This is a genomic window from Rhodococcus sp. FW305-130 (assembly GCF_058788335.1).
This window is the reverse complement of the sequence record NZ_JBYTAP010000004.1, coordinates 605,861-631,544: the sequence shown is the minus strand read 5'-3', so window position 1 is coordinate 631,544 and position 25,684 is coordinate 605,861. Positions and strand designations below refer to the sequence as shown.

28 protein-coding genes and 1 tRNA gene are annotated in these 25,684 nt (G+C 63.0%); 13 read left to right on the top strand and 16 right to left on the bottom strand.

The annotated features are described in order from the left end of the window. Nucleotides 1-8: 8 nt before the first annotated feature. Nucleotides 9-944, top strand: coding sequence for an alpha/beta fold hydrolase (locus tag AC3WQS_RS16060; protein ID WP_019746624.1), 936 nt, complete (start codon nucleotides 9-11; stop codon nucleotides 942-944). A 3-nt stretch (nucleotides 945-947) separates the two neighbouring features. On the opposite strand, the gene AC3WQS_RS16055 is transcribed toward AC3WQS_RS16060, so the two are convergent. The 4 genes from AC3WQS_RS16055 to nth are packed head-to-tail and all read right to left on the bottom strand — an operon-like array spanning nucleotide 948 to nucleotide 4,296. Continuing rightward, on the bottom strand, nucleotides 948-2,138 hold the full coding sequence (locus AC3WQS_RS16055; protein ID WP_019746623.1) for a MarP family serine protease: 1,191 nt from the start codon (nucleotides 2,136-2,138) through the stop codon (nucleotides 948-950). Beyond that, nucleotides 2,135-2,854, bottom strand: coding sequence for an NUDIX hydrolase (locus AC3WQS_RS16050; RefSeq protein WP_019746622.1), 720 nt, complete (start codon nucleotides 2,852-2,854; stop codon nucleotides 2,135-2,137). The genes AC3WQS_RS16055 and AC3WQS_RS16050 overlap by 4 nt, the downstream gene beginning before the upstream one ends. Next, complete coding sequence (locus tag AC3WQS_RS16045) at nucleotides 2,851-3,504, bottom strand: TlpA family protein disulfide reductase (protein ID WP_019746621.1); 654 nt, start codon at nucleotides 3,502-3,504, stop codon at nucleotides 2,851-2,853. The genes AC3WQS_RS16050 and AC3WQS_RS16045 overlap by 4 nt, the downstream gene beginning before the upstream one ends. 6 nt (nucleotides 3,505-3,510) lie before the next feature. Beyond that, nucleotides 3,511-4,296 (bottom strand): endonuclease III, encoded by a 786-nt coding sequence (gene nth, locus AC3WQS_RS16040; protein ID WP_060939223.1) that lies wholly within the window; start codon nucleotides 4,294-4,296, stop codon nucleotides 3,511-3,513. Nucleotides 4,297-4,376: 80 nt separating this feature from the next. Here nth and AC3WQS_RS16035 point away from each other — a divergent pair, with 80 nt between their 5' ends. The 6 genes from AC3WQS_RS16035 (at nucleotide 4,377) to AC3WQS_RS16010 (ending at nucleotide 9,111) form a co-directional block, all read left to right on the top strand. Further along, nucleotides 4,377-4,649 (top strand): hypothetical protein, encoded by a 273-nt coding sequence (locus tag AC3WQS_RS16035; protein WP_019746620.1) that lies wholly within the window; start codon nucleotides 4,377-4,379, stop codon nucleotides 4,647-4,649. Between the two features lie 255 nt (nucleotides 4,650-4,904). Beyond that, nucleotides 4,905-5,579, top strand: a complete 675-nt coding sequence (locus AC3WQS_RS16030) for a Crp/Fnr family transcriptional regulator (protein ID WP_003943506.1) — start codon at nucleotides 4,905-4,907, stop codon at nucleotides 5,577-5,579. A 130-nt stretch (nucleotides 5,580-5,709) separates the two neighbouring features. Continuing rightward, nucleotides 5,710-6,180, top strand: coding sequence for a nuclear transport factor 2 family protein (locus AC3WQS_RS16025; protein ID WP_019746619.1), 471 nt, complete (start codon nucleotides 5,710-5,712; stop codon nucleotides 6,178-6,180). Nucleotides 6,181-6,195: 15 nt separating this feature from the next. Next, nucleotides 6,196-6,756, top strand: a complete 561-nt coding sequence (locus AC3WQS_RS16020) for a TetR/AcrR family transcriptional regulator (RefSeq protein WP_492713432.1) — start codon at nucleotides 6,196-6,198, stop codon at nucleotides 6,754-6,756. Between the two features lie 85 nt (nucleotides 6,757-6,841). After that, nucleotides 6,842-8,134 (top strand): carboxylesterase family protein, encoded by a 1,293-nt coding sequence (locus AC3WQS_RS16015; protein WP_492713433.1) that lies wholly within the window; start codon nucleotides 6,842-6,844, stop codon nucleotides 8,132-8,134. A 50-nt stretch (nucleotides 8,135-8,184) separates the two neighbouring features. Beyond that, nucleotides 8,185-9,111: a LysR substrate-binding domain-containing protein gene (locus AC3WQS_RS16010; RefSeq protein WP_042950497.1), complete on the top strand. Its 927-nt coding sequence runs from the start codon at nucleotides 8,185-8,187 to the stop codon at nucleotides 9,109-9,111. 60 nt (nucleotides 9,112-9,171) lie between these two features. Here AC3WQS_RS16010 and AC3WQS_RS16005 read toward each other — a convergent pair whose 3' ends face one another. The 9 genes from AC3WQS_RS16005 to sp36 form a co-directional block, all read right to left on the bottom strand. After that, entirely contained in the window at nucleotides 9,172-10,530 is a 1,359-nt protein-coding gene (locus AC3WQS_RS16005) for an MFS transporter (RefSeq protein WP_019746615.1), read from the bottom strand. 184 nt (nucleotides 10,531-10,714) lie between these two features. Next, entirely contained in the window at nucleotides 10,715-11,710 is a 996-nt protein-coding gene (locus AC3WQS_RS16000) for an amidohydrolase family protein (protein WP_020968257.1), read from the bottom strand. Between the two features lie 3 nt (nucleotides 11,711-11,713). After that, a complete protein-coding gene (locus tag AC3WQS_RS15995) occupies nucleotides 11,714-12,235 on the bottom strand; it encodes a 3-hydroxyanthranilate 3,4-dioxygenase (RefSeq protein WP_003943511.1) in 522 nt (173 codons plus the stop codon). Further along, the gene (locus AC3WQS_RS15990; RefSeq protein WP_019746612.1) at nucleotides 12,232-12,684 is read right to left on the bottom strand and encodes a RidA family protein; all 453 of its coding nucleotides are present in this window, start codon (nucleotides 12,682-12,684) and stop codon (nucleotides 12,232-12,234) included. Before AC3WQS_RS15990 ends, AC3WQS_RS15995 begins: the two co-directional genes overlap by 4 nt. Further along, nucleotides 12,681-13,454, bottom strand: a complete 774-nt coding sequence (locus AC3WQS_RS15985) for a 2-keto-4-pentenoate hydratase (RefSeq protein ID WP_046377839.1) — start codon at nucleotides 13,452-13,454, stop codon at nucleotides 12,681-12,683. Before AC3WQS_RS15985 ends, AC3WQS_RS15990 begins: the two co-directional genes overlap by 4 nt. Nucleotides 13,455-13,496: 42 nt before the next feature. Then, nucleotides 13,497-14,972 (bottom strand): 2-hydroxymuconic semialdehyde dehydrogenase, encoded by a 1,476-nt coding sequence (locus tag AC3WQS_RS15980; protein WP_020905966.1) that lies wholly within the window; start codon nucleotides 14,970-14,972, stop codon nucleotides 13,497-13,499. A gap of 188 nt (nucleotides 14,973-15,160) precedes the next feature. After that, nucleotides 15,161-15,946 (bottom strand): MBL fold metallo-hydrolase, encoded by a 786-nt coding sequence (locus AC3WQS_RS15975; protein ID WP_046377838.1) that lies wholly within the window; start codon nucleotides 15,944-15,946, stop codon nucleotides 15,161-15,163. Further along, the gene (locus tag AC3WQS_RS15970) at nucleotides 15,946-16,416 is read right to left on the bottom strand and encodes a RidA family protein (RefSeq protein ID WP_003943508.1); all 471 of its coding nucleotides are present in this window, start codon (nucleotides 16,414-16,416) and stop codon (nucleotides 15,946-15,948) included. The genes AC3WQS_RS15975 and AC3WQS_RS15970 overlap by 1 nt, the downstream gene beginning before the upstream one ends. A 5-nt stretch (nucleotides 16,417-16,421) precedes the next feature. Next, nucleotides 16,422-16,586 carry a Sp36 family protein gene (gene sp36 / locus AC3WQS_RS15965; protein WP_003943454.1) on the bottom strand — a complete coding sequence of 55 codons (165 nt, stop codon included), beginning with the start codon at nucleotides 16,584-16,586 and terminating at the stop codon, nucleotides 16,422-16,424. 53 nt (nucleotides 16,587-16,639) lie between these two features. Between sp36 and bagA the strand changes: the two genes are divergently transcribed. Both bagA and bagB read left to right on the top strand, forming a co-directional pair. Then, complete coding sequence (gene bagA, locus AC3WQS_RS15960; RefSeq protein WP_019746607.1) at nucleotides 16,640-17,653, top strand: ATPase BagA; 1,014 nt, start codon at nucleotides 16,640-16,642, stop codon at nucleotides 17,651-17,653. Next, nucleotides 17,653-18,831: an ATPase BagB gene (gene bagB / locus AC3WQS_RS15955; RefSeq protein ID WP_029254327.1), complete on the top strand. Its 1,179-nt coding sequence runs from the start codon at nucleotides 17,653-17,655 to the stop codon at nucleotides 18,829-18,831. The genes bagA and bagB overlap by 1 nt, the downstream gene beginning before the upstream one ends. A gap of 19 nt (nucleotides 18,832-18,850) precedes the next feature. Here the strand turns inward: bagB and AC3WQS_RS15950 are convergent, their stop codons facing one another. Continuing rightward, nucleotides 18,851-19,174 (bottom strand): WhiB family transcriptional regulator, encoded by a 324-nt coding sequence (locus AC3WQS_RS15950; RefSeq protein ID WP_019746605.1) that lies wholly within the window; start codon nucleotides 19,172-19,174, stop codon nucleotides 18,851-18,853. A 293-nt stretch (nucleotides 19,175-19,467) separates the two neighbouring features. On the opposite strand from AC3WQS_RS15950, the gene AC3WQS_RS15945 reads away from it, so the two are divergent. After that, entirely contained in the window at nucleotides 19,468-21,837 is a 2,370-nt protein-coding gene (locus AC3WQS_RS15945) for a penicillin-binding protein (RefSeq protein ID WP_003943525.1), read from the top strand. Nucleotides 21,838-21,931: 94 nt separating this feature from the next. Here the strand turns inward: AC3WQS_RS15945 and AC3WQS_RS15940 are convergent, their stop codons facing one another. Then, nucleotides 21,932-22,408, bottom strand: coding sequence for a GatB/YqeY domain-containing protein (locus tag AC3WQS_RS15940; protein ID WP_021342668.1), 477 nt, complete (start codon nucleotides 22,406-22,408; stop codon nucleotides 21,932-21,934). Nucleotides 22,409-22,540: 132 nt separating this feature from the next. Here AC3WQS_RS15940 and AC3WQS_RS15935 point away from each other — a divergent pair, with 132 nt between their 5' ends. The 3 genes from AC3WQS_RS15935 to AC3WQS_RS15925 all read left to right on the top strand — a co-directional run bounded on the left by AC3WQS_RS15935 (nucleotide 22,541) and on the right by AC3WQS_RS15925 (nucleotide 24,035). Then, complete coding sequence (locus AC3WQS_RS15935; protein ID WP_445387586.1) at nucleotides 22,541-23,509, top strand: metallophosphoesterase; 969 nt, start codon at nucleotides 22,541-22,543, stop codon at nucleotides 23,507-23,509. A gap of 54 nt (nucleotides 23,510-23,563) precedes the next feature. Continuing rightward, nucleotides 23,564-23,637, top strand: a tRNA-Pro gene (locus tag AC3WQS_RS15930). A gap of 74 nt (nucleotides 23,638-23,711) precedes the next feature. After that, nucleotides 23,712-24,035: a hypothetical protein gene (locus tag AC3WQS_RS15925; protein ID WP_019746603.1), complete on the top strand. Its 324-nt coding sequence runs from the start codon at nucleotides 23,712-23,714 to the stop codon at nucleotides 24,033-24,035. A gap of 33 nt (nucleotides 24,036-24,068) precedes the next feature. On the opposite strand, the gene AC3WQS_RS15920 is transcribed toward AC3WQS_RS15925, so the two are convergent. Next, the gene (locus AC3WQS_RS15920) at nucleotides 24,069-25,661 is read right to left on the bottom strand and encodes an SIR2 family protein (RefSeq protein ID WP_445387585.1); all 1,593 of its coding nucleotides are present in this window, start codon (nucleotides 25,659-25,661) and stop codon (nucleotides 24,069-24,071) included. Between the last annotated feature and the right edge of the window lie 23 nt (nucleotides 25,662-25,684).

Below are 25,684 nucleotides of genomic sequence, written 5' to 3'. Positions count from 1 at the left end.
GATCGAAAGTGGCAGCCCCAGATCCATCCACCGTCAGGTTCGACGGCCCCTGGATTCACCGGGACATTCACGCCAACGGCATCCGGTTTCACGTCGTCGAGGTAGGCGACGCGGAGCCGGATGCTCCGTTGGTGGTCCTGTTGCACGGATTCGCCGATTTCTGGTGGTCCTGGCGCCATCAGTTGACGGCACTGTCGGAGCAGGGATTCCGCGTCGTCGCCATGGATCTTCGTGGGTACGGCGATTCCGACAAGCCCCCTCGCGGCTACGACGGTTGGACGCTCGCCGGTGACGTAGCCGGTCTCATTCGTGCGATGGGTTACGGCAAGGCCACGCTGATCGGTCATGCCGACGGCGGGTTGGTGTGCTGGGCGACCGCGCTCCTGCATCCACGCCTGGTGCGGTCGATCGCGTTGATCTCGTCGCCACACCCGATGGCACTCAAGAAAGCAGTCGTGCGCGACCCATATCAGCGCCGCGCGCTTTTGCCCTCGTTCCTGGCCTATCAGGTACCGCTACGCCCGGAACGTCGGTTGACGGCCGACAACGGCGCCGAGGTGGAGCGTCTGGTTCGCTCGCGGTCCGGCCCCACCTGGCCGCAGCAACCCGAGTTCGCGGACGTGATGACCAAGATGCGGGCTGCGATCCGAATCCCGGGCGTCGCGCATTCCACGCTGGAGTACCAGCGCTGGGCCTTCCGCAGCCAGCTCCGGCCGGAGGGTCGTCGTTTCATGCGTTTGATGGATCAGGTTCTTCGCATTCCGATCGTCCAGATTCACGGCGAACTCGACCCGTACGTGCTCACCCGTACCGTGCGGCGCGACAAGCATTGGGCTCCCGGCGAGAAACTGCGCACCATTGCCGGAGTTGGTCACTACGCGCACCAGGAAGCCCCCGAGCGCGTCAACCGCGAACTCGAGGACTTCCTCCTTACAGAGAAGTGACCGCTACAGAATGCAGGCGCCTGTCGGCACCGGCGTCGACGCCGAGGCAGCCGCGTTCAACTGGCGCGATACTTCCTGGGCGGTGAGGACGAATCCGGTGTCGCTGTCGTCGACGGCAGCACCGAACACGACGCCGAGGACGCGGCCCTGATCGTCGACCATCGGCCCACCAGAGTTGCCCTGCCTGATGGATCCGCGGACGGTGTAGACCTCACGTTGAGTGGTTCCGGCCTTGTAGATGTCCGGTCCGTTCAGGTTCAGGACCTCACGAACGCGGGCTGCGCTGGCCGTGTACGGACCGCCGCCGGGGTAACCGAGCACCAACGCGTTGTCGCCGGTCTGAGCCTGCTCCGGAGCAAACGGCAGCACCGGTGCGTCCAGTCCGGGAACCGCCAGAATCGCGATGTCGACGGCGGAGTCGAAGAGAACCACCTGCGCGGGCAGCGCGCCCTCCATGGTGTCCACCGTGATGCTCTCGGTTCCGGCAACCACGTGTGCGTTGGTCATGACGCGTTCGGGGGCGACGATGAATCCGGATCCCTCGAGCGCGCGCTGGCAACTCGGTGCGACACCGTTGATGCGTAGAACGCTCGGACGCAACTGCGCCGCCAACGGACTGGCCAGAACGCTCGCGTCGGGTGCTTCGACCTCGGTGATGGGCGTACGCCCGAACGGGCCGATGACGTCCGGCAGGCCGGAGGTGTCGAGCAACGCCGAAAACTCCGTCGGGATGCGGCGCAGCCACTGCGGCGCCAGTTCGTCCACGCTGGCGAGAACATCCGAACCACGAACAGCGGCGGCAATATTCGGCTGCGACGAAGAAGTGAGCGGAATCGCGAGCAACCACGCCGCGACCACGACGGCCACCGCCTGTAGACCCGCACCGATGACGCTGTCGACGGATCGCGCCGTCGGACTGTGCATTCCGCTGCGCGCCGCGCGTCCGAGCACCATGCCGGCGACTTCGCCGATGATGACCAACACCACGATCAGCGAGATGCCCGCGAGGATGCGCAGCTTGCCTTCGGTGACGTGCACGAGCAGGTGTGGCGCCAACAGAATTCCGGCGACGGCACCGAGGATCACGCCGACAAACGCCAACGCCGACGCCACCGCGCCCTGACGCCATCCGGACGTGGCCGCGATGAGGGCGACCAGAACGATGGCGATGTCCACCCAACGAGAACCTGTCATCGCGGCACCGCCGAATCCTCGACACCTTCACCGAACTCGGACAGCGCTGTGTCCAGGTCTCTCACGTCCTCGTAGTTCCACGGAATCTCCCAGCCCGACACCGTGAACAGCGCCGCGAGGATTCCTGCTGTGAACCCCCAGACCAGCATGCCGTCGGCGCGGAACGCCGGGCCCTGGTATCCGAGGGGATGGCGAACCTGAAACCGGTTGTCGGGGTCGAGCAACGTGCGCAGCGGCACCCTGGCCACCCGTCCGACCTCGCCCTCGTCCTGAATCCCCACCGTCGTCGGCTGCTCCCAGTAGCCGAGCACCGGCGTCACGTCGAAACCCGACGGCGGGATGAAGATCTCCGGTAGCACGGTGAGCGGCTGAACTCCGCTCGGATCGAGCCCGGTCTCCTCCTGCGCTTCACGCAGCGCGGTGCCGATGGGGCCGTCGTCGCCCGGATCGGCGGCGCCGCCCGGGAATGCGACCTGTCCGCTGTGCTGACGCATCGTCGACGCCCGTTGGGTCAGCAACACGTCTGCGCCCTCCGGCAAGCCGCCGACGGCGAGAGGGTCTGCCTCACGCGGTCCGCCGAAGAGCACGAGCACCGCGGCCGGACGCGTCACGGTCCCGCGCGGCGCGCGACGCTCGAGGACGGGGTTGATCCGGTGTGGATCGGTGGGCTCGGTGCTGGCGACAGCTCGCAACCACTCGGGAACCGGTGTGCTCATACGACGACTCCCAGATATTGCGCCGCAGCGGCGGCGATTTCGTCCGCACTGCGGAAAGGTTGAGGCAAGACCTTGGCGACTGTTCCATCCGCGCGCACGAGCACCGACACCGGCAGCACCGGCGGTGCGCCCACTGCGATCCGTACCTTGCCGTCACCGTCCTGGACGCCAGGCAAACGCACCGAGTAGTCGATGAGTCGCGTCAAAGCGTTCTCCTGATTCGGATCCGAATGCACCGTCAGAACGTTGATGCTGCCCTCGGCGCGCTCCGCGAATTCCTGAAGGTACGGAAGCTCTTCGGCGCATGGCGCGCACCAGTACGCCCACAAGTTGAGCAGAGTCGGTTTTCCGCCGACCGCTGCGGCAAGGTCGACGGGCCGACCGTCTGACACGCAGTCGAGGGTGATTCCGGCCAGAGCCGAGCCGGCCGGAGCTTCGCCCGTCGGAGTCGGACAGGGAGCCAGTGAGGCCTGGCTACGGAGTTGATCGAGCGATTCCGACGACGGAGTGAACGTCGGCGGCTGATACGCGGACGACGACGGACCCGTGGACGTGGGCGCCGTGTCGTCTCCCCCACGCGGCCAGATCGCCACGACGAGAGCCGCGACGACCACGAGCGCAGCGAGAGACCATCTTCCAGCACTTGTCATCGGCGATCACAACCCTGCCAGGGCGAGCAGATGGTCGGTCTCGGGGCCTTTCACCAGGGCCGCGGCCTCGGTTTTGTCGGTCGGGCCGAGTCCGTACGACGGGCAGTCCTTGGCCAGAACGCACACCCCGCACGCGGGCTTGCGCGCGTGGCAGACCCGTCGGCCGTGAAAGATCACGCGGTGCGAGAGCAGTGTCCATTCCTTACGTTCGATCAGTTCCCCGACGGCGTGTTCCACCTTGACGGCATCTTCTTCCTCGGTCCACTTCCACCGGCGCACGAGCCGACCGAAGTGGGTGTCGACGGTGATTCCCGGGATGTCGAAGGCATTGCCCAGCACGACGTTCGCGGTCTTGCGTCCGATGCCTGGGAGTTTCACCAGATCTTCGAGTTTGTTCGGGACCTGACCGTCGTGGCGTTCGAGTAGCGCCTGACCGAGTCCGATCAACGACGTCGTCTTGTTCCGGTAGAAGCCGGTGGAGCGGATGTACTCCTCGAGTTCGGTCCGATCGGCTTCCGCGTATGCCTTCGCGTCGGGATAGCGGGCGAAGAGCGCCGGCGTGACCATGTTGACGCGGACGTCGGTGCATTGCGCCGACAGGATTGTCGCCACTGCCAGTTCCAACGGAGTCGTGAAGTCGAGTTCGCAATACACGTGCGGGAAAGCCACAGCGAGCTCGCGATTCATCCGACGCGCCCGGCGTACCAATCCGAGGTGTGATTCTTCCTTCCGCGCACCCCCCGAACGCGGTTTCTTCCGCTGCTCTGAACTGCCTGTCGGGGTGGTCTGCACTCAGACAACTGTACGGATACGACATGAGTGGAGACTCCGTCGTGTCGATTCTGAGACCTTCGACGTGTTTACTTCCCCCTATGCAAGGACTCGCAGTAATTCTCTTTCCGCTACTGCTGATGCTCTTTGCCCTGGCGATGGAACGAGTCGAAGGGCGATTGCGTCGGCTCTCGGTTCAAGAGCACGAAGTAGAAGACTTCCTCGATCAGGCAAGTCACGACGACGTCGCCCGCCTGGCAAGCGATGGGTTTCCCCATGCGTTCGCTCGCTTCCACCGGAAGCGGAAGGGCCGTCAGTCGGAGGCTCCCGAGAGCGCCAGCCTGGGCGAAATCCGGACACAACGGGCAAGTTGACGGCCATACAAAGTAGTCACCGCAGCGGATTCCGGAAGAATTTTCGGCTCTTACGTGGCATCAATCACTCGTCGCGAGCTATCGGGACGTAGACTTCGATGCCGTACCTGTTGCATTGAACACAGATTGCATTGGACACAGTGTCTCACTCATGAGGGCTGAGCCTGTGTACGACGGTTTGTGCGCAGCGCGGGTACAAAGATAGTTAGCGCAAAAATGACACCACAAACGAACAAATCCCAACAAGGAGCGCACGTGGACGACGTCCTGGCAAGAGCCGGCATCTTCCAAGGAGTCGAGCCCTCAGCGGTAGCGGCGCTGACAAAGCAGCTGCAGCCCGTCGACTTCCCCCGTGGACATGTCATCTTCAACGAAGGTGAACCCGGTGACCGCCTGTACATCATCGTGTCCGGCAAGGTGAAGATCGGTCGACGCTCACCCGACGGTCGCGAGAACCTACTGACGATCATGGGCCCGTCCGACATGTTCGGCGAACTGTCCATCTTCGACCCCGGCCCCCGCACCTCGACGGCTACGACCGTCACCGAGGTTCGCGCCGTGAGCATGGACCGCGACGCTCTCAAGGCATGGATCCAGCAGCGCCCCGAGATCGCCGAGCAGCTGCTGCGCGTTCTCGCCCGCCGACTGCGTCGTACCAACAACACCCTGGCCGACCTGATCTTCACGGACGTTCCCGGCCGTGTTGCCAAGGCGCTCCTGCAGCTCGCGCAGCGCTTCGGCACTCAGGAAGGTGGCGCCCTGCGCGTCACTCACGACCTCACGCAGGAAGAGATCGCCCAGCTCGTCGGCGCTTCCCGCGAGACCGTCAACAAGGCGCTCGCCGATTTCGCACACCGCGGATGGCTGCGCCTCGAAGGCAAGAGCGTTCTGATCTCGGATTCCGAGCGTCTGGCTCGTCGCGCCCGCTAGTTTCTTCCTTCTCGACTCTTTCGGCCGCTCCCACTTCGGTGGGGGCGGCCGAAGTCATTCCCTGGACTCTTGTTGTACCTATCGGTAAAGTATGTACCGATAGGTACACATCCGATCGAGAGGCCACGCAATGACCGTCCGAGCACCGATTCCGCCCTTCACCCACGAAACCGCCGTCCAGAAGGTCCGCCTCGCCGAGGACGGATGGAACTCACGCGATCCGCACAAGGTGTCGCTGGCCTACACGCCGGACAGTTGGTGGCGCAATCGGTCGACGTTCGTCACCGGCCGATCCGAAATCGTCGAACTTCTGACCGAGAAGTGGACCCGCGAGCTGGACTACCGGTTGATCAAAGAGTTGTGGGCACACGGCGACGACCGCATCGCCGTGCGATTCGCGTACGAGTGGCACGATCACGACGGGCAGTGGTTCCGCTCCTACGGCAACGAGAACTGGGAATTCGACGCGGACGGCCTCATGCACCACCGTCATGCCAGCATCAACGACGTCCCCATCGCGGAGTCCGAGCGAAAGTTCTTCTGGGATTCGACCGGACCACGCCCGCACGATCATCCGGGCCTGAGCGAGTTGGGTCTGTGATGAAAGGATGAATCCATGGCCAGACAGGTAGCTGAACGCTCGGACACGATCCCCGCCCTCGCGAACGTGTTTCGAACCTACGGGTTCGACGGAGCAAGCCTGGCCGTCATCACCGAACACACCGGTTTGGGCAAAGGCAGTCTCTACAACTTCTTTCCGCGAGGAAAGGAAGAGATGGCCGAGGCCGTACTCGACGAGGTCGACGGATGGTTTCGCACCGAAGTCTTCGAACCGCTTCGAGCAGAGTCGGTTCCACCGCAGCAGCGCATCGAGAGCATGTTCGCTACCGTCGCCGACTACTTTCGGTCAGGGCAACGCATTTGCCTGTTCGGCGCATTTGCACTCGGTGAAGAGCGAAACCGCTTCGGGGCCAAGGTGCGAACCTACTTCGACGAATGGACCGCGGCGCTCGAGGCGGCACTCGTGGGAGCCGAAGATTCCACCGGACTCGCCGAAGAAGCCGTGGCCGGAATCCAAGGCGCAATAGTGATGTCCCGAGCCCTGGACGACGGTGCCGTATACAGCCGAGTGACGACGCGACTCGAAGATCGACTGGTACAGGCACTCCAGCCGTAACGCATACCGCACGACCACAAAGGCATTTGTGCCGCGGCATGCACCTGGCATGCTCGAAAAGGTATGCACAAGAGGAAAGGAACCCATGCCCTCGTCCGAGACGGTGATCGCATCCACAGCTTCGGGGAAGATCCGCGGCCTAAAGCGTGACGGTTCCTACTACTTCGGTGCGATCCCCTACGCCCGCGCACCGCGCTTCGAGAAGCCGCGGCCGGCGGGACCGTTCTCCGACGTTTTCGACGCCACAGCGCTTGGAACGGTCTTCCCCCAACCACCTTCACGGCTCGAGCGCATCATGGGGCCACCGCTCCCCGAACCGGAGCAGAGCGAGGACAGCTTCACCGTCACCGTCACAACCCCGTCGCTGACCGGTCATCGCCCGGTGATGGTCTGGCTTCACGGTGGCGGTTACTCCAGTGGCGGCGGCTCCCTCCCCTGGTACGACGGCGGCGCTTTGTCAGCCGAGGGCGACGTCGTCGTGGTGTCGGTCAACTACCGCGTCGGCGTGCTCGGATACCTCCTCCTCGACGGCGTCAGCGAAGGCAATCTCGGGGTCCACGATCAGATCGCAGCGCTCGAGTGGGTGCGCGAGAACGTCGAGGCATTCGGCGGCGACCCAGACTCGGTCACCGTGTTCGGGCAGTCGGCCGGCGCTCATTCGATTGTGAATCTGTTGAGCAGTAACAACTCTCGAACTCTGTTCCATCGAGCAATTCTGCAGAGCACTCCACGGCCGGACCTCAACTTCACGCAGGCTGCCGCGATCGAGAACGGTGAAACATTTGCCCGACTGCTCGACGGAGATCCTCGGACCGCGCCACTCTCCCGCATTCTCGACGCATTCCGCAGCACCGCAATCGAGTTCAGCCGGCGGTCCCCTAACGTCGTGCAACCGCCCTTCGCACCGATTTCCGAACTGGATCCCGTGATCCGAACTTTCGAAACAGCGCCTGACGTCATCGTGGGATACACCCGCGACGAGGGATCCGCTTTCGTGCGCAACGTAGCGGGAGTACCCGATCCCGAACGCGTCGCCGAAAAAGCACTGACACAGAACATGTTTGCCGAACCGGCGATGGAGCTGGCCGACGCCTTCACAGCGGCCGGCGCGTCGGTGTACACGTATCGCTTCGACTGGGCACCGACGGACGACGTCTTCGGAGCCACTCACTGCATCGAACTGCCCTTCATGTTGGGAACCGACCAGTCCTGGAAGAGCTCACCGATGCTGGGCAGCAGCGACTGGCAGAGCATCGACGCACTGGGCCGTCGGATACGCCGGCACTGGACGTCGTTTGCGCACACGGGAAGTCCGGACAGCAGCGAAACCTGGGAGAAGTACACCTCGGCCCAACCGATCGGAATCACCTTCTTCTGAGCAACTTCGGGCGCCTACCCACTCGCGGCAATCCCGTCTAGGATTGCTCCATGGACATGCCCAAGCTCCTCGACGGGCGACTCAAACTCCGCCATCTCCTGCTCGTCGACGCATTGAGCCGTCAGGGCAGCGTGGTCGGCGCCGCTGCCGCACTTCACATCACACAACCCGTCGCGACCCGCAGTCTGCACGACATCGAGTCCATTCTCGGTGTCTCGCTCTTCGACCGCGGCCCACGCGGAATCACCCCGACCATTTTCGGCGAGGCCTTCACAACTCATGCGCGGGCCGTGATCGCGCAGCTGACCGAAGCCGGGCGGCACGTCGTCGAACTTGCCGACGCCAATCGCGGAACCGTCATCGTGGGAACACATCTCGCCGGATCCAACGTGCTGCTTCCCGGCGCTATCGCGCGCCTGAAGGTTCACCACCCGCTGCTCACCGTCATCGTGCGCGAAGGTACGCCCGAACAGTTGCTCACCGATCTGGAAGCGGGCCGAATCGACCTGATCGTCGGCCGGCTCACCTCACCTACCGATGACACCGCGACAAGACGGAACCTCTACGCGGAGTCCGTCGAACTCGTCACCCGTGTGGATCACCCGCTCGCTCACCGCGAGGACGTCCAACTCGAAGAACTACGCGGCTTCCCCTGGATCCTTCCCGGGGTCGAGACAGTGCTCCGCCGCGAGCTCGAGGAGTTCTTCGCCCGCAACGGCCTGCCGTTGCCCGAAAACCGCGTCGAGGCAACCTCTTTCCTCACCGTGCGCCAGCTGCTGGTCGAGACCGACATGATCGCGGTCCTACCGAGCCTCATCCCCCGCGACGACGCGCGCTTGACCACCCTGTCCATCACACTCGATCCGATCGGGCACAGCGTCGGCATCACTTCCTCGGCGACTCGCACGTCGAGCCCGTCCGCACAGGCCCTGATCGCGACGCTGGAGTCCTTTGCAGCTGAGCTCATGCGACCGTGAAACGCCGATCGGCCCGTTCCCCGCGAGGGGGAACGGGCCGATGTCGGATCAATCCAGTACTCAGGCGTTTTCGGAGACGCGAATCTCCTCGTGTTCCAAGCCCCGCGACGAATCGGGGACAATCTTGAACAGTGCGATGGCGCCGACCAGGCTGATTGTGCATATCGAGGCGAGGTACCAGGTGACGCCTACCGAAGACCCGGTGGCGTCCAGCAGTGCGGTGGCGATCATCGGCGCCAGTCCACCGCCGAGAATCGCACCACTCTGAAGGATCAGAGACGAACCGGAGTAGCGGACCTTGGCCGGGAAGGTATCGGCGATGATGCTGCCCTGAACGCAGTGGGTGACCGGCACGATCAGACCCATACCCAGGAACGCGATGACAGCGACCACTTTGTTCTCGGTGTTCAGTAGCGGGAAGAACACGATGCACCACAACAGGATTGCAGCAGATCCGCCGATGAACATGTGTCGACGCCCGTACTTGTCAGCGATCTTGGTCCAGAACGGGATGGAAAGGAACCACAGGACTGCGGCCGCGGTCACGCTGAGCACCAGGAATTGCTTGTCGTAGCCCAGATGTTGAGTTCCGTACGACAGGGTGAACACCATGAAGGCGTACGCCACGGCGGAGTTCGCCAAGCACGCGGCAAGCGTGAGAGACAAACGGGGGAAGCCGACCTTGAGCGACTCACGCAGCGGGAAGCGGACTATTTCGCCCTTCTCCATGATCCCGGCGAATGACGGCGACTCGGTGACGCGCAGGCGAATCACCAGACCGATCGCCACCAGAACGAAGCTGAGCAGGAACGGGATTCGCCAACCCCACGAAGCGAATGCCGAGTCCGACATCACGGCGTTGGTCGTCAGGAAGATGCCGTTGGCGAGAACCAGTCCGGCGGGTGTGCCCATCTGCGGGAAACCTGCATAACGATTCTTCTGCCCTGCCGGCGCGTGCTCCATCGACATGAGTGTCGCGCCGGCGCCTTCACCGCCCAGACCGATGCCCTGAACGACGCGCATGGCCACCAGGAGGACGGGAGCCCAGAATCCGATGGAATCGTAGTTCGGGATGAGGCCGATGAGTGTGGACCCGACGCCCATCATCACCAGGGAGACCACGAGTGTGGCCTTGCGCCCGATCCGGTCACCGAAGTGCCCGAACACGAGCCCACCTACCGGCCGTGCGATGAATCCGACGGCGAAGGTGCTGAAGGCAGCCAGCGTGCCGGCCGTGGGACTCAGGCTCGGGAAGAACTGTTTGTTGAAGATCAGCGCGGCGGCTGTGCCGTAGAGGAAGAAGTCGTACCATTCGAGAGTTGTGCCGGCCAGAGTTGCCATGGCAACTCGGCTACGGGCAGCTTTCTCCGGCAACGGCTTTCCGTCACTCGTTGTGCTGTTGGATATCTTGTCTGACATCGCGGAACCTATCGATTGGATGGGGCAGGCGGACGATGAAATCTGTAGTCACCGACCCCGTCTTCGGGATTGTCGGCATCACGAGCGTCGTCGATCGTTGTGTTTGGAATTGTGCTCGCTCGAGACATGACTCACAAATGCCGAAATCACCGTCCGCCATACCGGAAAGGGTATAGCCGGGGTCTCAGACGAGACCCAGGAAGCGTTCGGCATTCCCCCGCGAAATCAGTTGGCGCGCAGTATCATCCAAGAACTCACTCTTGCGAACCACCTCACCGACCGGACGCTCCCCCAAGGGGTACGGGTAATCACTACCCACCATCACACGGTCCACCCCCACCGTGTCCACCAGCAGTCGCAGTGCGCGCTCGTCGAAGACGACAGAATCCACGTAGAACCTACCCAGGTAATGCGAAGGCGGGAACTCCGACGTACCGATGATGTCGTTGCGGCCGTGCCAGGCGTTTTCCATCCGGCCCAACCAGAACGCGAAAGATCCACCACCGTGCGCAAATCCGATCTTGAGACGATCGTCGATCTTGTCGAACACCCCACCGAGAATCAGCGCGAGTATCGACAGATGCGTTTCGGCCGGCATCGCGGTGAGCCACTGCGCCATCCAGCGATCGAGGCGCGGAGAGTTGGCCATGTCCCACGGGTGCACGAATACCGGCACGTCAAGCGACGCACAGTGCTGGAGAAACGTCACCACGCCCTCGCTGTCGAGGTCCAGATCGCCCACATGATTGCCGATCTCGACACCGCGGTGCCCGTTCGCGATGCACCGCTCGAGCTCACGGCACGCTGCGTCGGTGTCTTGCAGAGGCACCTGGCAGAACGGAATCAACCGATCCTTCGCCGGCTCCACGATCTCGAGCGCGAGGTCGTTGAAGATCCGTGCGATGCGACTTGCCTGCTCGCCGCTTCGGCCGTAATTGAAGAATGCCGGCGTCGGCGAGACGACCTGCGTGTGCACGCCGTCGGCATCCATGTCCCGAAGCCGCACCTCGGCGTCCCAGGCATCGGACTGGATGCGGCGGAACTCCTTGGTGCCCATCATGATCATGGCTTCGGTCTCCGACTCGACCTTCAGCCACGGCGCTTGCGGCCCCGCGTCTTCGGTCAGATCCGGCCACCCGTTGGGCACGTAGTGGGTGTGGATGTCGATCAGGTTGCTCATCACTCAGCCCTTGCCGGGATGGAGCGTGCCGCACTTGTCACACGTGCGGGCTTCTTCGCTCTCGTAGAACTTGACGAACACCGGCGGAAGGTCGGCCACGATGTCGCGCACCTGAAGTTCGACCTCGTGAATCTTGTGATCGCATTCGAGGCAGTACCACTGGAACTTCTCGAGCGTGCCTTCCTTGCGGACGCGTTCGATGACCAGGCCGATGGAGCCCGCAGTGGGACGCTGCGGCGAATGCGGAATGTCTCCCGGCAGCAACCAGGTTTCGCCCTCACGAATGTCGACACGCTGAGGACCGTCCTCGGTCATGACGTTGACGTGGATGTCGCCTTCGAGCTGGTAGAACCACTCCTCGTACGGATCGAGGTGGTAGTCGGTCCGCTGGTTCGGTCCGCCGACGACCTGCACGATGAAGTCGTCTCCGAGCGCCATCGTCTGATTGTTGACAGGCGGCTGCAGCAGGTGGCGGTTGTCGTCGATCCACTTCTTGAAGTCGATGACGGGAGGAATCGTGGTCATGATGCATTCTCCGTATCTTCGGACGCTGAGCGCTTGGAGGCGGGCACGTACGCCACGCCGGAAATTTCGATGAGCAGATGCGGGTGGGGCAGTTGGTGAACAGCCACAGTCGTTCTCGTCGGACCGTTTTCGTCGAACAGTTCGGCGTACACCTCGTTGTATCCACCGAAGTCGTTCATGGACACCAGGTAGGAGGTGACCTGAACCAGATCACTGAGTTCTCCACCCACTTCGGCGAGGATTGCCGCGATGTTTTCGATGACGGCACGCGTCTGCGCCCGAATGTCGAGCGCCGTCGTCCCCATCTCGTCGACCTCGACGCCGACAAACGTGTTGTCGGGTCGACGCGAACTGGTCCCGGAGACATAGACGAAATCGCCGACCACCTTGACGTGGGGGAACTTTCCGCGCGGCTTCGCCAGCTTCTCGATGACCTGCGCCCCACTCATCGCTTCACACCTTTCACCGTGACGGTTCCGAGTCCGTCGATCGTGCACTGTGCGACGCCCTCGTCGAGTCGCACAGCTGCTGTGGCGGCACCGGCCAGAATTACCTGACCGGCGCGCAACGGAATTCGGCGTCGGCGGGCGATGTCGAGCAGTGCATGCAAAGCGCGCGCCGGATCGCCGAGAATGGCCGACGTGGAACCGACGACCGTCTCGCCGCCGACCTCCATACGTACGGAACGGTCTTCGACGTTCTGTAGCGGCAGCCACCGCCCGATCACATACCCGGCAGCGCTGGTGTTGTCAGCGACGACGTCGGTGTAGGTGAAGCGGAAGTCGCGATAGCGCGAGTCGATGATCTCCATTGCGGGAGCCAGTGCATCGACGCAGGTTTCGATGTCGACGTTCGGATCGTCGAGATCGACGTCCTTCGACAGACGGTATGCCACTTCGGGTTCGATCTTGGGATGAATGAACTTCCTCAGGTCGACTTCGCCGCCGTTGCTCACGCACATCGCGTCGGTCAACTGACCGACGATCACTTCGGAGACACCCATCTGCGCCATCTTCGCTTGGCTTGTGAAGCCGAGCTTGATACCCACAATCGATTCGCCACGGCTGGTTCGTCGTTCGAGGAGTTCGTTCTGGATCCGGTAGGCCTCGTCGATGTCGATGGTGTATTCGTCGGCGAGGCTCGGGGTGTCGGTGCGACTCTGCGCAGCGTCGTCGAGGCGACGCGCGAGCGCGGATACGGTGTCTTCGGGGGCTGTCATCACGCCTCGCTCATTTCTGGAAAACTTTTGCGGTTTCGATGTTCACAGTTGCACACATACATTCGTCGGTTCGGTGTAGAAGTGCAGCGAGGACTCGCCACCCTCACGTCCGATGCCGGACAGGCCCATACCGCCGAAGGGAGATCGCAGTTCGCGGGTGAACCACGTGTTGACCCAGGAGATTCCGACGTTCATCTTCTGCGCGACGCGGTGTCCACGGCGCAGGTCGTTGGTCCACACAGAGGCAGCGAGGCCGTACTCGGTGTCGTTTGCCAAGGCGATCGCCTCGGCTTCGGTCTCGAACGGAATGAGTGCTGCAACGGGTCCGAAGATCTCCTCGCGCACGACGCGATCCTTGTTGGTCAAGCCAGTCCACAGGGTGGGTTCGATCCACGATCCGCCCGACAGTTCCTGTCCGAGGTCCGGAATACCGCCGCCGGTCAGCACTTTCGCGCCTTCCTGCTCGGCGATCTCGAAGTAGTCGAGAACCTTCTTCCGGTGCGCCTGCGAAATGAGCGGTCCGGTCGTCGTTGCATCGAGCGTCGGGTCGCCCAGACGCAATCCTGCTGCCCGCTCGACGAGTCCACCGGCGATGTCGTCGAAAATACTGCGGTGCACGTACACCCGTTCGGTGCACAGGCAGACCTGGCCGGTGTTGGTGAACACCGACTTGGTCAGACCCGTCAACGCTTCGTCGATGTCGACGTCGTCGAAGACGATCGCGGCGTTCTTGCCACCGAGTTCGAACGAGACCGGACGGACTCGCGGCGCAACGGTTTTCATGACATGCGAACCGGTTGCCGAAGAACCGGTGAAAGTGACACCGTCGATGCCGGGGTGCGTGGTGAGGAACTCGCCGGCGGAGTTCGCACCGAACCCGTGGACGACGTTGTAGACACCGGCAGGCAGGCCGACTTCTTCGAGTACCTCGGCAAGCAACGACGCGGTCGCTGGGGTTTCCTCGGAGGGCTTGACCACCACGGAGTTTCCGCACGCGAGCGCGGGCGCAACCTTCCAGGTCAGGAGAAGCAGCGGCAGGTTCCAGGGAACGATGACAGCGACGACGCCGAGCGGCTTGCGGATCGCGTAGTTCAGCGCCTGCTTGCCACCCGCGAGATCCGTGACAAACGATTCCTGTCCGGCCGCGGCGACGATGTCGGCGAAAGTGCGGAAGTTCGTCAGGGCGCGCGCGACGTCGAGTTCGCGTGCCTGTGTGATCGGCTTGCCGGTGTCCGCCATTTCTGCGGCGACGAACTCTTCGAATCGCTCCTCGATCCGGTCGGCGGCGCGTCGCAGCAGAGCCGTCCGCTCACGGACCGGCGTATCGGCCCAACCGTTGTCCAGAGCACGTCTGGCAGAGGTCACGGCCCGATCGACCAGGGCCTTGTCGGCCTCGTGGACCCGGGCGAGAACACGGCCCGTTGCTGGGTCGACCTGATCGAAGCTCGACGACTCGTCGGGTTCGACATAGGAGCCGTCCACGTAATTGCGGATCCATCCGTCGCATTGTGAGGTCATGGACTAACTATTGGCCCGTGACCCATATCAAACAAATGCAAAAACTGCCGCCAGCTATACCTCGATCGGCATAGATGGCGGCAGTTCGGCTACACAACTCAACTCTTCATGTCGGCGCCGAGCGCCTCAGCGGCGCAGAATGTCGGCGCCGAGCGCCTCAGCGGCGCAGAATGTCGGCGCCGAGCGCCTCAGCGGCGCAGATACGCCAACTGCACGTTGACGGATTTCTCCGCCACCGGCCACAGCTTCGGGTCCACGTCGGAGTAGACGTGCTCGACAACCTCGCGCACCGATGCCGACTCCCCCAACGTCGTCAGAGCGTCCCGCACCTGGGCTAGACGCTCCTCGCGGTGAGCAAGGTACTGCTGCGAAATCGCCTGCAGATCGGGCAGGTCCGGACCGTGCCCGGGAAGAACCGTCAGTCCTTCGCCGAGTGCGGCCAACGACCGCAGTGATGTGAGGTAATCCCCCAGATCGCCGTCGGAGTCGTCCAGAACTGCGGTGCCGCGGCCGAGAATGGTGTCGCCCGTCAGCACGCTCGCATCGTTCTCGATGACTATCGACACCGAGTCAGCGGTGTGTCCTGGAGTCGCGAGGATCCGCAGCTTCAGACCCGCCACCTCGATCACTTCACCGTCGACAAGCGCCGAAGCACCCCCGCGCAGAAAAGTGGGGTCTACGGAACGCACCGGAGCCGAGGTCAATTCATGGAAACGGTCCACCCCGCCGGTGTGGTCGTAGTGCCGGTGCGTGATCAAGGTCAGCGCAACCGGACCGATACCAGCGACACGTTGCAGGTGTTCCTCGTCGTTGTCGCCCGGATCGACGACTACACACTCGACGCTGCCGGGAGCATGCAGAATCCAGGTGTTCGTACCGTCCAGCGTCATCATGCCCGGATTGTTTTCGAGCAAGACCGAAGCGATGTCGGTGACGCGGCGAAGCTGCGCGTAGGCGGGATGGACCGTCGACATCAGCGAACTTCGACGATCAGTTCCACCTCGACCGGAGAGCCGAGGGGAAGCTCTGCCACGCCGACTGCCGAACGAGCGTGGATACCGGCGTCGCCGAGCACCTCACCGAGGAATTCGGAAGCGCCGTTGATCACGCCGGGCTGACCGGTGAATCCTTCGGCGGATGCCACGAAGCCGACAACCTTGACAACGCGAACGACGTTGTCGATGCCGACCAGGGCGTCGATGGCAGCGAGAGCGTTGAGCGCGCAGGTGCGAGCCGCAGCCTTGGCGTCCTCATCCGACACGCCCGCACCGAGCTTGCCGGTCAGCGCCAGTTTTCCGTCGACGAACGGGAGCTGACCCGACGTGTACACGTGGTTGCCGCTGCGAACCGCGGGAACGTACGCAGCAACGGGTGCCGCGACGGCGGGAAGTGCGATGCCCAGTTCGGCGAGACGCTCCGACCAGGTCTGTGTTGCCTCTGCCATGTGATTCAGCCCTTCGGACGCTTCATGTACGCGACGTGCTGCTCGCCCGACGCGCTCGGCAGGACTGCCACGAGTTCCCAGCCGTCGACACCCCAGTTGTCGAGAATTGCCTTCGGATTGTGGACCAGCAACGGAGTCACGGTGTATTCCCAGGAAGTTATTTCGCTCATGCGGTGAGCCTATCCCGCGTACATCTTCGGCCCCAGACTTATAGGCTCGCGGTGTGGTTGCATCCCAAGATGAGCTGAGCAGGACCTGGCCCGAGTCTGCGACGAAGGCCCGCCTGCACTTTGTGTCGGGTAAAGGCGGAACCGGTAAGTCCACGGTTGCCGCCGCGTTGGCGCTCGCGTTGGCCGAGGGCGGCAAGCGCGTTCTCCTCGTGGAGGTCGAGGGCCGCCAGGGAATCGCGCAGCTCTTCGACGTACCGCCGCTTCCACCGCAGGAGACCAAAGTCGCGGCCGCCGAAGGTGGCGGTGAAGTGATGGCTCTGGCCGTCGACATCGAGACCGCGTTCCTCGAATACCTCGAAATGTTCTACAACCTCGGCTTCGCCGGCCGGGCAATGCGTAAGTTCGGCGCCATCGAATTCGCCACCACCATCGCTCCCGGCCTTCGCGACGTTCTGCTCACCGGCAAGATCAAGGAGTGCGTCATCCGCACCGATCGAACCGGCAAACGCGTGTACGACGCCGTTGTCGTCGACGCTCCCCCGACCGGACGAATCGGCAGCTTCCTCGACGTCACCAAGGCGATGGCCGATCTCGCCAAGGGTGGCCCGGTGCACTCCCAGAGTGAAGGCGTCGTTCGGCTGCTGCACTCGCCGGAGACCGTCGTACATCTTGTTGCACTTCTCGAAGCGCTGCCGGTTCAGGAAACTGCCGACGCCGCCGCAGAACTGGCGCGCGACGACCTCAACCTCGGTGCCATCATCGTCAACCGCGCCAGCCCGAGGTTCTTGCCCGAAGACCAACTCTCCGGTGCCGCTGCCGGCGATATCGACGCGGCTTCGATCCGGTCGACACTCTCGGACGTCGGCATCGATCTGTCCGACGACGACTTCGCAGGCCTGCTCACCGAGACGATCGAGCATGCCTCGGTGCTCGAAGCTCAAGAATCCAGCGCCGAGAAGCTCCGCGAGATCGACGGGGCTCGGGTGCAACTTCCCGCACTCGCCGACGGCGTCGATCTCGGTGGGCTGTACGAGCTTGCCGAATACCTCACGGAACAGGGCGTGTGATGACCGAGACCACCGAGAACGTGACGGTCGGCAGTTCCAGGACCGGCCGACGCGCAGCTCCTGCCCTCGATATTTCGGCGATCATCAAGGACCCGACGGCCCGGATCGTGGTTTGTTGCGGCGCAGGTGGCGTCGGCAAGACCACGACGGCCGCGTCCCTGGCGTTGCGTGCAGCCGAAGAGGGCCGACGCGTAGTCGTCCTCACCATCGATCCGGCCCGCCGCCTCGCACAGGCCCTGGGTGTGGCCGAACTCGACAACACTCCGCAGCCGGTGAAGCTGGGTCCCGAGGCCACGGGCGAACTGCACGCAATGATGCTGAACATGCGTCGGACTTTCGACGAGATGGTCATCGAGCATTCGAGCCCTGAGAAGGCCGAGCAGATCCTGGCGAATCCCTTCTATCAAACCGTTGCCACATCGTTCTCCGGAACGCAGGAGTACATGGCGATGGAGAAGTTGGGGCAGCTGGCGTCGAACGACGCGTGGGATCTGGTGATCGTCGATACCCCGCCGTCGCGCAATGCGCTCGACTTCCTCGACGCCCCGCAGAGGCTCGGCACATTCCTCGACGGACGGATGATCCGGCTGCTCTCCGCACCCGGCCGTGGCCTGACCAGGCTCGTCGCCGGCGCGATGGGATTGGCACTGAAGGGTGTCTCCACCATCGTGGGAAGCCAAATGCTTTCGGATGCATCGGCATTCGTGCAGTCGCTCGACTCGATGTTCGGCGGTTTCCGTGAACGCGCAACGAAGACCTACGAGTTGCTACGTCAGCCGGGGACTCATTTCCTGGTGATCGCAGCGGCCGAACCCGACGCTCTGCGCGAGGCGGCGTTCTTCGTCGATCGCCTTGCGGGCGACTCGATGCCGTTGGCCGGTCTGGTTCTCAACCGCACGCACCCGACATTGACGGCTCTGCCTGCCGATCATGCGGTGACCGCCGCCGACAAACTGGAAGCGAAGGAAAGTGCGACCGAGGCCGAAGCCCTCACCGCAGCCGTTCTCCGCATCCATGCCCATCGGGCAGTGATCGCGAAGCGGGAGATCGCCTTACTGAGTCGATTCACCGCAGCTCACCCGAGGGTGCCGCTGATCGGTGTTCCGTCGCTACCGTTCGAGGTCTCGGACCTCGAGGCGCTGCGCGCGGTGGGAGATCAGCTCACTCGTAAGGGCTGATCCCCCCGATCGACCTGGATCAGACTGCTGAGTGATGCTGGCGCTGGTCTTCGAAGAACTCGGACCAGGAGTCGACGTCGGGGTGCTGCTTGAGCAGTGCGCGGCGCTGACGCTCGGTCATTCCGCCCCACACACCGAACTCGACACGATTGTCGAGAGCATCTGCTCCGCACTGCATGAGGACCGGGCAGTGACGGCAGATGGTGGCCGCCTTGCGCTGCGCGGCGCCACGAACAAAAAGTTGGTCGGGGTCGACCTCGCGGCATCGTGCCTTAGTTACCCAGGCAATTCGTGCCTCGGCCTGCTCGATGTCCAAACGGCTACTCGGGGTGGCTGTGTACATTCTGGGTCCCCTCTACAAAGTCTGACCGTCGCCATAGGGCGAGCAGCGCACCATCTCAGCCGTCCCCGCGGTAGCACGGTGAAAGCTGAGACACATTCGTGATCGAGTGTTACGTCGATCACACTGATCACAATTTAGGTAAAGAACGGCCCTAACGCAAGACGCTCGGGAGCATTTTTTGGTACGGCAGTACAAAGCGCGTGTTCAGAAGGTTTTGAACACCCCCAAAACACTGAAACCGGTTCCAATGGGTGGGCACACGTACTCTGTAGATCGTGTCGATTGCAAAAACAGTGGCGAAGCTCGCCGGAAGCTCCGCATTGGCGGGTGTCCTGGTCGCAGGGGTGATGTTCCCAGTGGCGGGCGGATTCGGATTCGCGTCCAACCGCGCCGCCGATACCGTCGACAACGTCTCGGCCGAACTGGTCGAAGGCACGGTCCCCGCGGTGTCCACCATGGTCGATGCGGCAGGCAATCCCATTGCCTGGCTCTACGACCAACGACGCTTCGAAGTCCCGAGCGAGAAGATCTCCAACAACATGAAGTTGGCGATCGTCTCCATCGAGGACCGCCGGTTCCCCGACCACAAGGGCGTCGACTGGCAGGGAACGCTGCGTGCCTTCCTCACCAACACGACGACCGGTGAAGTGCAGCAGGGCGCGTCGACACTCGATCAGCAGTATGTGAAGAACTACCAACTGTTGGTCGTGGCCAAGACGGATGCCGAGCGCCGCGCTGCCATCGAGACCACCCCGGCCCGAAAGATCCGCGAGATCCGGATGGCCCTGACGCTGGACAAGGAACTCACGAAAGACGAGATCCTCACCCGGTACCTCAACCTCGTACCGTTCGGCAACGGATCCTTCGGCATCCAGGACGCGGCTCAGACCTACTTCGGCGTCGATGCCGCAGATCTGACCGTTCCCCAGTCGGCGATGCTTGCCGGCATGGTTCAGTCCAGCTCCGCACTGAACCCGTACACGAACGTCGAGGGCGTGACCGAGCGTCGTAACACCGTGCTCGACACCATGATCACGAACATTCCGGATCGTGCCGACGAGTTCCGCGCCGCCAAGGAAGAGCCCCTCGGCGTCCTGGAAACCCCCAACAACTTGCCGCGCGGCTGCATCGCTGCAGGCGATCGCGGATTCTTCTGTGACTACGCACTGAAGTACCTCTCGGACGCCGGAATCACGCGCGACCAGATCAACGAGGGTGGTTACCTCATCAAGACCACTCTCGATCCGCAGGTCCAGGCGTCCACCAAGGCCGGACTGAACGCGAACGCGAGCGCCAACCTCGACGGCATCGCGAACGTGATGAACGTGATCAGGCCGGGCCAGGATTCACACAAGGTCATCGCGATGGCCAGCAGTCGCACGTACGGTCTCAATGCCGACGCCGACGAAACCGTCCAGGCACAGCCGTACTCCCTTGCGGGTGACGGTGCGGGTTCCGTCTTCAAGATCTTCACGACGGCTGCGGCGATGGAGAAGGGCCTCGGTATCAACGCGACGCTCGACGTGCCCAAGCGATTCGAAGCCAAGGGCATGGGTAGCGGTGGTGCGGCCGGTTGCCCGGTGTCGACTTACTGCGTGGAGAACGCCGGCAACTACCCGCCGACGCTGTCGGTGACCGACGCGCTGGCACAGTCCCCCAACACCGCTTTCGTCAAGCTCATCGAGGCAACCGGCGTCACGCCGACCGTCGACATGGCCGTCCGTCTCGGCATGCGCTCGTACGCTGATCCCAACACCTCGGGCTTCGACGAGCGCAGCATGGCCGACTTCCAGAAGGAACAGAACCTCGGTTCGTTCACCCTGGGCCCCACCTGGATCAACCCGCTCGAACTCTCCAACGTCGCGGCCACTCTCGCCTCGCACGGCAAGTGGTGCCCGCCGAGTCCCATCGATTCGGTCTTCGACCGCTACGGCAAACCGGTGGCCGTCACCGAGCAGGGCTGTGAGCAGGTTGTCGAGCCCGGCTTGGCAGACACACTCGCCAACGCCATGAGCCGTGACGACGTCGGCGCCGGTACGTCTGCCGGAGCTGCAAGCAGCGCCGGATGGAGCCTGCCGATGTCGGGCAAGACGGGTACCACCGAGACCCACAAGTCCTCGGCGTTCCTCGGCTTCACCAACAACCTCGCTGCCGCTGTCTACATCTTCGGCGACTCCCCGACGCCGGGAGAGATCTGCTCGAGCCCGCTGCGCCCCTGCTACAGCGGCAACCTGTACGGCGGTACCGAACCGGCGAGATCCTGGTTCGCGGCAATGAACCCGGTCGCCAACAACTTCGGGCCCACCTCGCTGCCTCCGATCGACGAGAAGTACGCACGGGGATCGCAGAACGGCCAGGTTCCCGAGGTTGTCGGCCTGAGCCAGTCGGCGGCGACGTCGAGGTTGCAGGCGTCCGGCTTCACGGTCAATTCCGTGACGACGGCGTCCGGAGCACGCGCGGGAACGGTCACCGGAGTTTCGCCGTCCGGGTCCGCGATCCCGGGTTCGACCGTCACGATCTACATCAGTGACGGTTCCGTGAGGGCTCCGGCAGCACCCGCATCCCCGGCAGCTCCAGCAGCTCCGGCACCGGGCGCGACTCCCCCGGATGCGACTCCGCCCGGAGGTGAACCCGCACCGCCCGCGGGGACCCCGCCGAACTGACGGCCCTGAAAACTGACGGCTCTGAAAACAAGAACGGCCGCGATCTCCGAGTGACTCGGAGATCGCGGCCGTTTTCGATTCTGGTGGCGCGCTTCTACAGGCGGGACTTCACTGCTGCAGAGATACGGGCGCCATCGGCCTTGCCCTTGGCCAGCGCGCTGGCGGCCTTGATGACCTGGCCCATCTGGCGCATCCCCGGACGCTCACCGAGCTCCTCGGACACCTGAGCGAGGGCGGTGTCGACGACGTCGACAAGCTCGGCGTCGGTCAACGGCGTCGGCAGGTACTCGTCGATGATCTGAGCTTCGGCGCGCTCTTTCGCGGCAAGCTCACCGCGGCCGTTCTCGGTGTAGATCTCGGCCGATTCGCCGCGCTTCTTCGATTCCTTTGCAAGGACTTTGATGATTTCTTCGTCGGTGAGGACTCGTGCTTCCTTACCGGCCACCTCTTCGGTCTGGATGGCTGCCATGAGCATCCGAAGGGTGGCTGTACGTAGCGGATCCTTCGCCTTCATGGATGCAACCATGTCGGTTCGGAGGGTGGCTTTGAGCGATGCTGTCGTGTCGGACATGGTGGAAACGTTACGCGCTCGGCGTTTCGAGCGTGCCGATAGTTACCTCCGCCCGGACACAATTCTCTGTGGAATAGCTGTAAAAGGCGGCGAGAGCGACGCAGAAGAACGCCACACCCGTATCCTTGAGAGGTGTCTTCCCAGTTCCGCACCAATCTGACCCGCACCGCACTTGGTGCCGCGGGCGCCGCTGCACTAGGGATCGGGTACGCATCCGGCATCGAACGCAATGCATTTGCACTGCGTGAGGTGACGATGCCAGTCCTGGCGCCCGGTTCGTCGTCGCTGCGGGTCCTCCATCTCAGCGACCTGCACATGATGCCGAACCAACGGTTGAAACAGAATTGGTTGCGTGAGCTCGAAGGCCTCGACCCCGACCTCGTGGTCAACACCGGCGACAACTTGTCGCATCAGCGCAGCGTCCCGGCAGTGGTCCAGGCGCTCGGTGATCTGTTGGCTCGGCCGGGTCTGTTCGTCTTCGGCAGCAACGACTACTTCGCTCCGAAACCGAAGAACCCACTGAGCTACATCTTCAACAAGGACAAGCGCATCACCGGGGATCCCCTCCCCTGGGGCGATCTGCGGGCCGCGTTCACCGAACGTGGATGGCTGGACATGACCCACGTGCGCCGCGAACTCGAAGTGGCCGGTATTCGCATCGCAGCGGCCGGAGTCGACGATCCGCACCTGAAGCGTGATCGCTACGACACCGTCGCCGGAACACCCAATCCCGTCGCCCAGCTCAAGCTCGGTCTGACGCACTCGCCCGAACCTCGAGTTCTCGATCGGTTCGCCGACGACGGTTACGACCTTGTGCTCGCCGGCCACACGCACGGTGGTCAGCTGTGCCTTCCGTTCTACGGCGCGTTGGTCACCAACTGCCAGATCGATCGATCCCGGGTCAAGGGGCCGTCGAAGTGGGGCGCGCACACCCAGCTGCACGTCTCCGCGGGCATCGGCACTTCGCCGTGGGCGCCGGCGCGCTTCTGCTGCCGCCCCGAGGCAACTCTGTTGACTCTGGTTCCGGCCACCAGGCGCGAACCGGAGCACGTCTCCGCACACAGTTCCGCAGAGTCTCCAGCGTCGATTCTACGCAACTGACCTGCGGATTTAATGTCAGTCGACTCGGTAATGTAAGCTAACCGAGGTTCGACACGGGGTGTGGCGCAGCTTGGTAGCGCGCTTCGTTCGGGACGAAGAGGTCGTGGGTTCAAATCCCGCCACCCCGACAGTGAAGAACAGTAATCGAGGCCCTTCCGCTCACGCGGGAGGGCCTCGATTGCGTTGACGATAAGGTGAAGCCGTGGCATCCCAACCAGACTTTGCGCACAACGACATGGCGAGCCGTAGCCGACGCGAGAAAGCCGTCGGCCTGGCCAAGTTCGCCTGGGATCGCGATATCAGTAGCGCAGAGTTGCTCGAGATGCCCGACGATCGACTGCGCAAACTCGCACGTGCGGCCGGCGCCAATCCGCCGAGCACGCGGGAGACCTGGACCATCGCGGCCGGACTGCTCGACGAGAAAGCTGTGTGGGCAGCCGCTAACCCTGACCGTCCCGAAGCTCGGCGTGAGCATCCGGACGAGAAGATCATGTGGGTGAAGAAGCCGATCGAGCCCTGGCTGTGACAGCCGAATTGAGCGCAGCTGTGACAGCCGAATTCAGCGCAGCTGTGACAGCCGAATTCGACGTCGTTGAGACCGCGATCGGGAAACCCGCTGATCCTCCTCTGTAGATGGCGGCCGAGGAGTGGCGCCCAGTTCGTCGAACACTGCTTCCAGGCTGCTCCATCGCTCTCGGTGCTCGTGCGGCAAGGATCTGATGACTTCGGCGGCCGCCCGCAAATTTTCTGCCAAATCGATTTCTCCTCCTTCGAGCAACCCCTTGTATCTTGTATCCAACAAGTATGGAGCGTCGACGCTCGTCAAGATCGCGAGCTTGTCCAGGAATATCTCGAGGTCACGTGCAGCCACTTGCTGATCCAGGGAATCCGAAACGGCAACGTAGTCGAAGTCGTTCTTCCACAAGGCAGTTCGAATCTCGTCCCGCTGCAGTGTGATTACGGTGCCCAAAGTTCGTGGGCGCTTGTTCCGTGCATCGAGCGCCAATACTTCATGTGCAAGCCGGAGCACATTGTCATCGGTCATCGACGCTCCGACAACTATGAGATGTCCGGTTGCCATGAGCGACTGAACGATCGAGCCCAACGGACGTCGTTCTGCGTCGTATCTGACGAAGTCTCGGCGACTCAAGACGATGCTGGCCGCGTCAGCCACATCGCCGTGCAATTTCAGCACCCACGGAACTCCCGCGCGGGCTTCTTCTCTCGGAAGTACGGCGACCGAGTTTTCGCCGTGCGCTGATTCAAATGCGCTTTCGTACAACGCATCGTAGTTGGTCGTAACCACTTTTGTGACTCGCAGAGACGCCAGAAGACAATGCGACAGCGTTGGTTTGATATCGAGACCAGTCAGCTGAACAACGCGTTCGCCCAGTTCGTTCGATCCGTCGTCCTCCGTTTTCAACTCCTTCGACAGAAGTTGCGCACGGTCGAGGACATTGAGCTCAGCGAATTCCGCGCTGCTCACACCCGGAAGTTCCTTCTGCCGAATTGCCTCAAGCAGACTGTCCCACGACGGCAATCCGGCGGGAATGCTTACTCCCGCACCCAACAACAAGGAGGCTTCACCAGCTTGGAGCCTATCTGCCAATCGCTGGACCTGCGGAGGGATGCCAGCACTCAACAGATGCCCCCGCCGAATCGATTGATACGCGGCGTAATCGGCAGCATTGGCAACTACAAATGCGATGTCGAAGTCGTATTTGTCAGCACATTCCACTGCGGCCTCGATCAACGCCTTGATAACAAGGCCACGAACCATCCCCTGCCCACCCAGTCCCACCCCAAAGGTCGGCAATGCAATGAGTGGTTTTACTCGACGACCTCCAGGCTCGATATCAGCAGATGCAATCGTGTCGAGGACCTCGCGAACGCCGTCCACCAGCCGGGACACCGATCCCCGCGAAGCGACGTTCAGCAGCCATACCGGCCGCCCTTCCTTCGGAAATGAGCGCACCCTGTTGCCCCCTGCCGGTGCGCTTTCCACTGGACTCGTGAGGCCGAGCACCGGCCACCAGTGCTCACGAGGCACGAAGTTGCCGCTCGTCGACACGACCGCCGCATCCCAGTCCACTGATTCGAGACGTCCACGGACGACAAAAACATGACCAGCACCTGCGTCATTCCCAGTCACACATACTCCCCACTAGTGCCAAT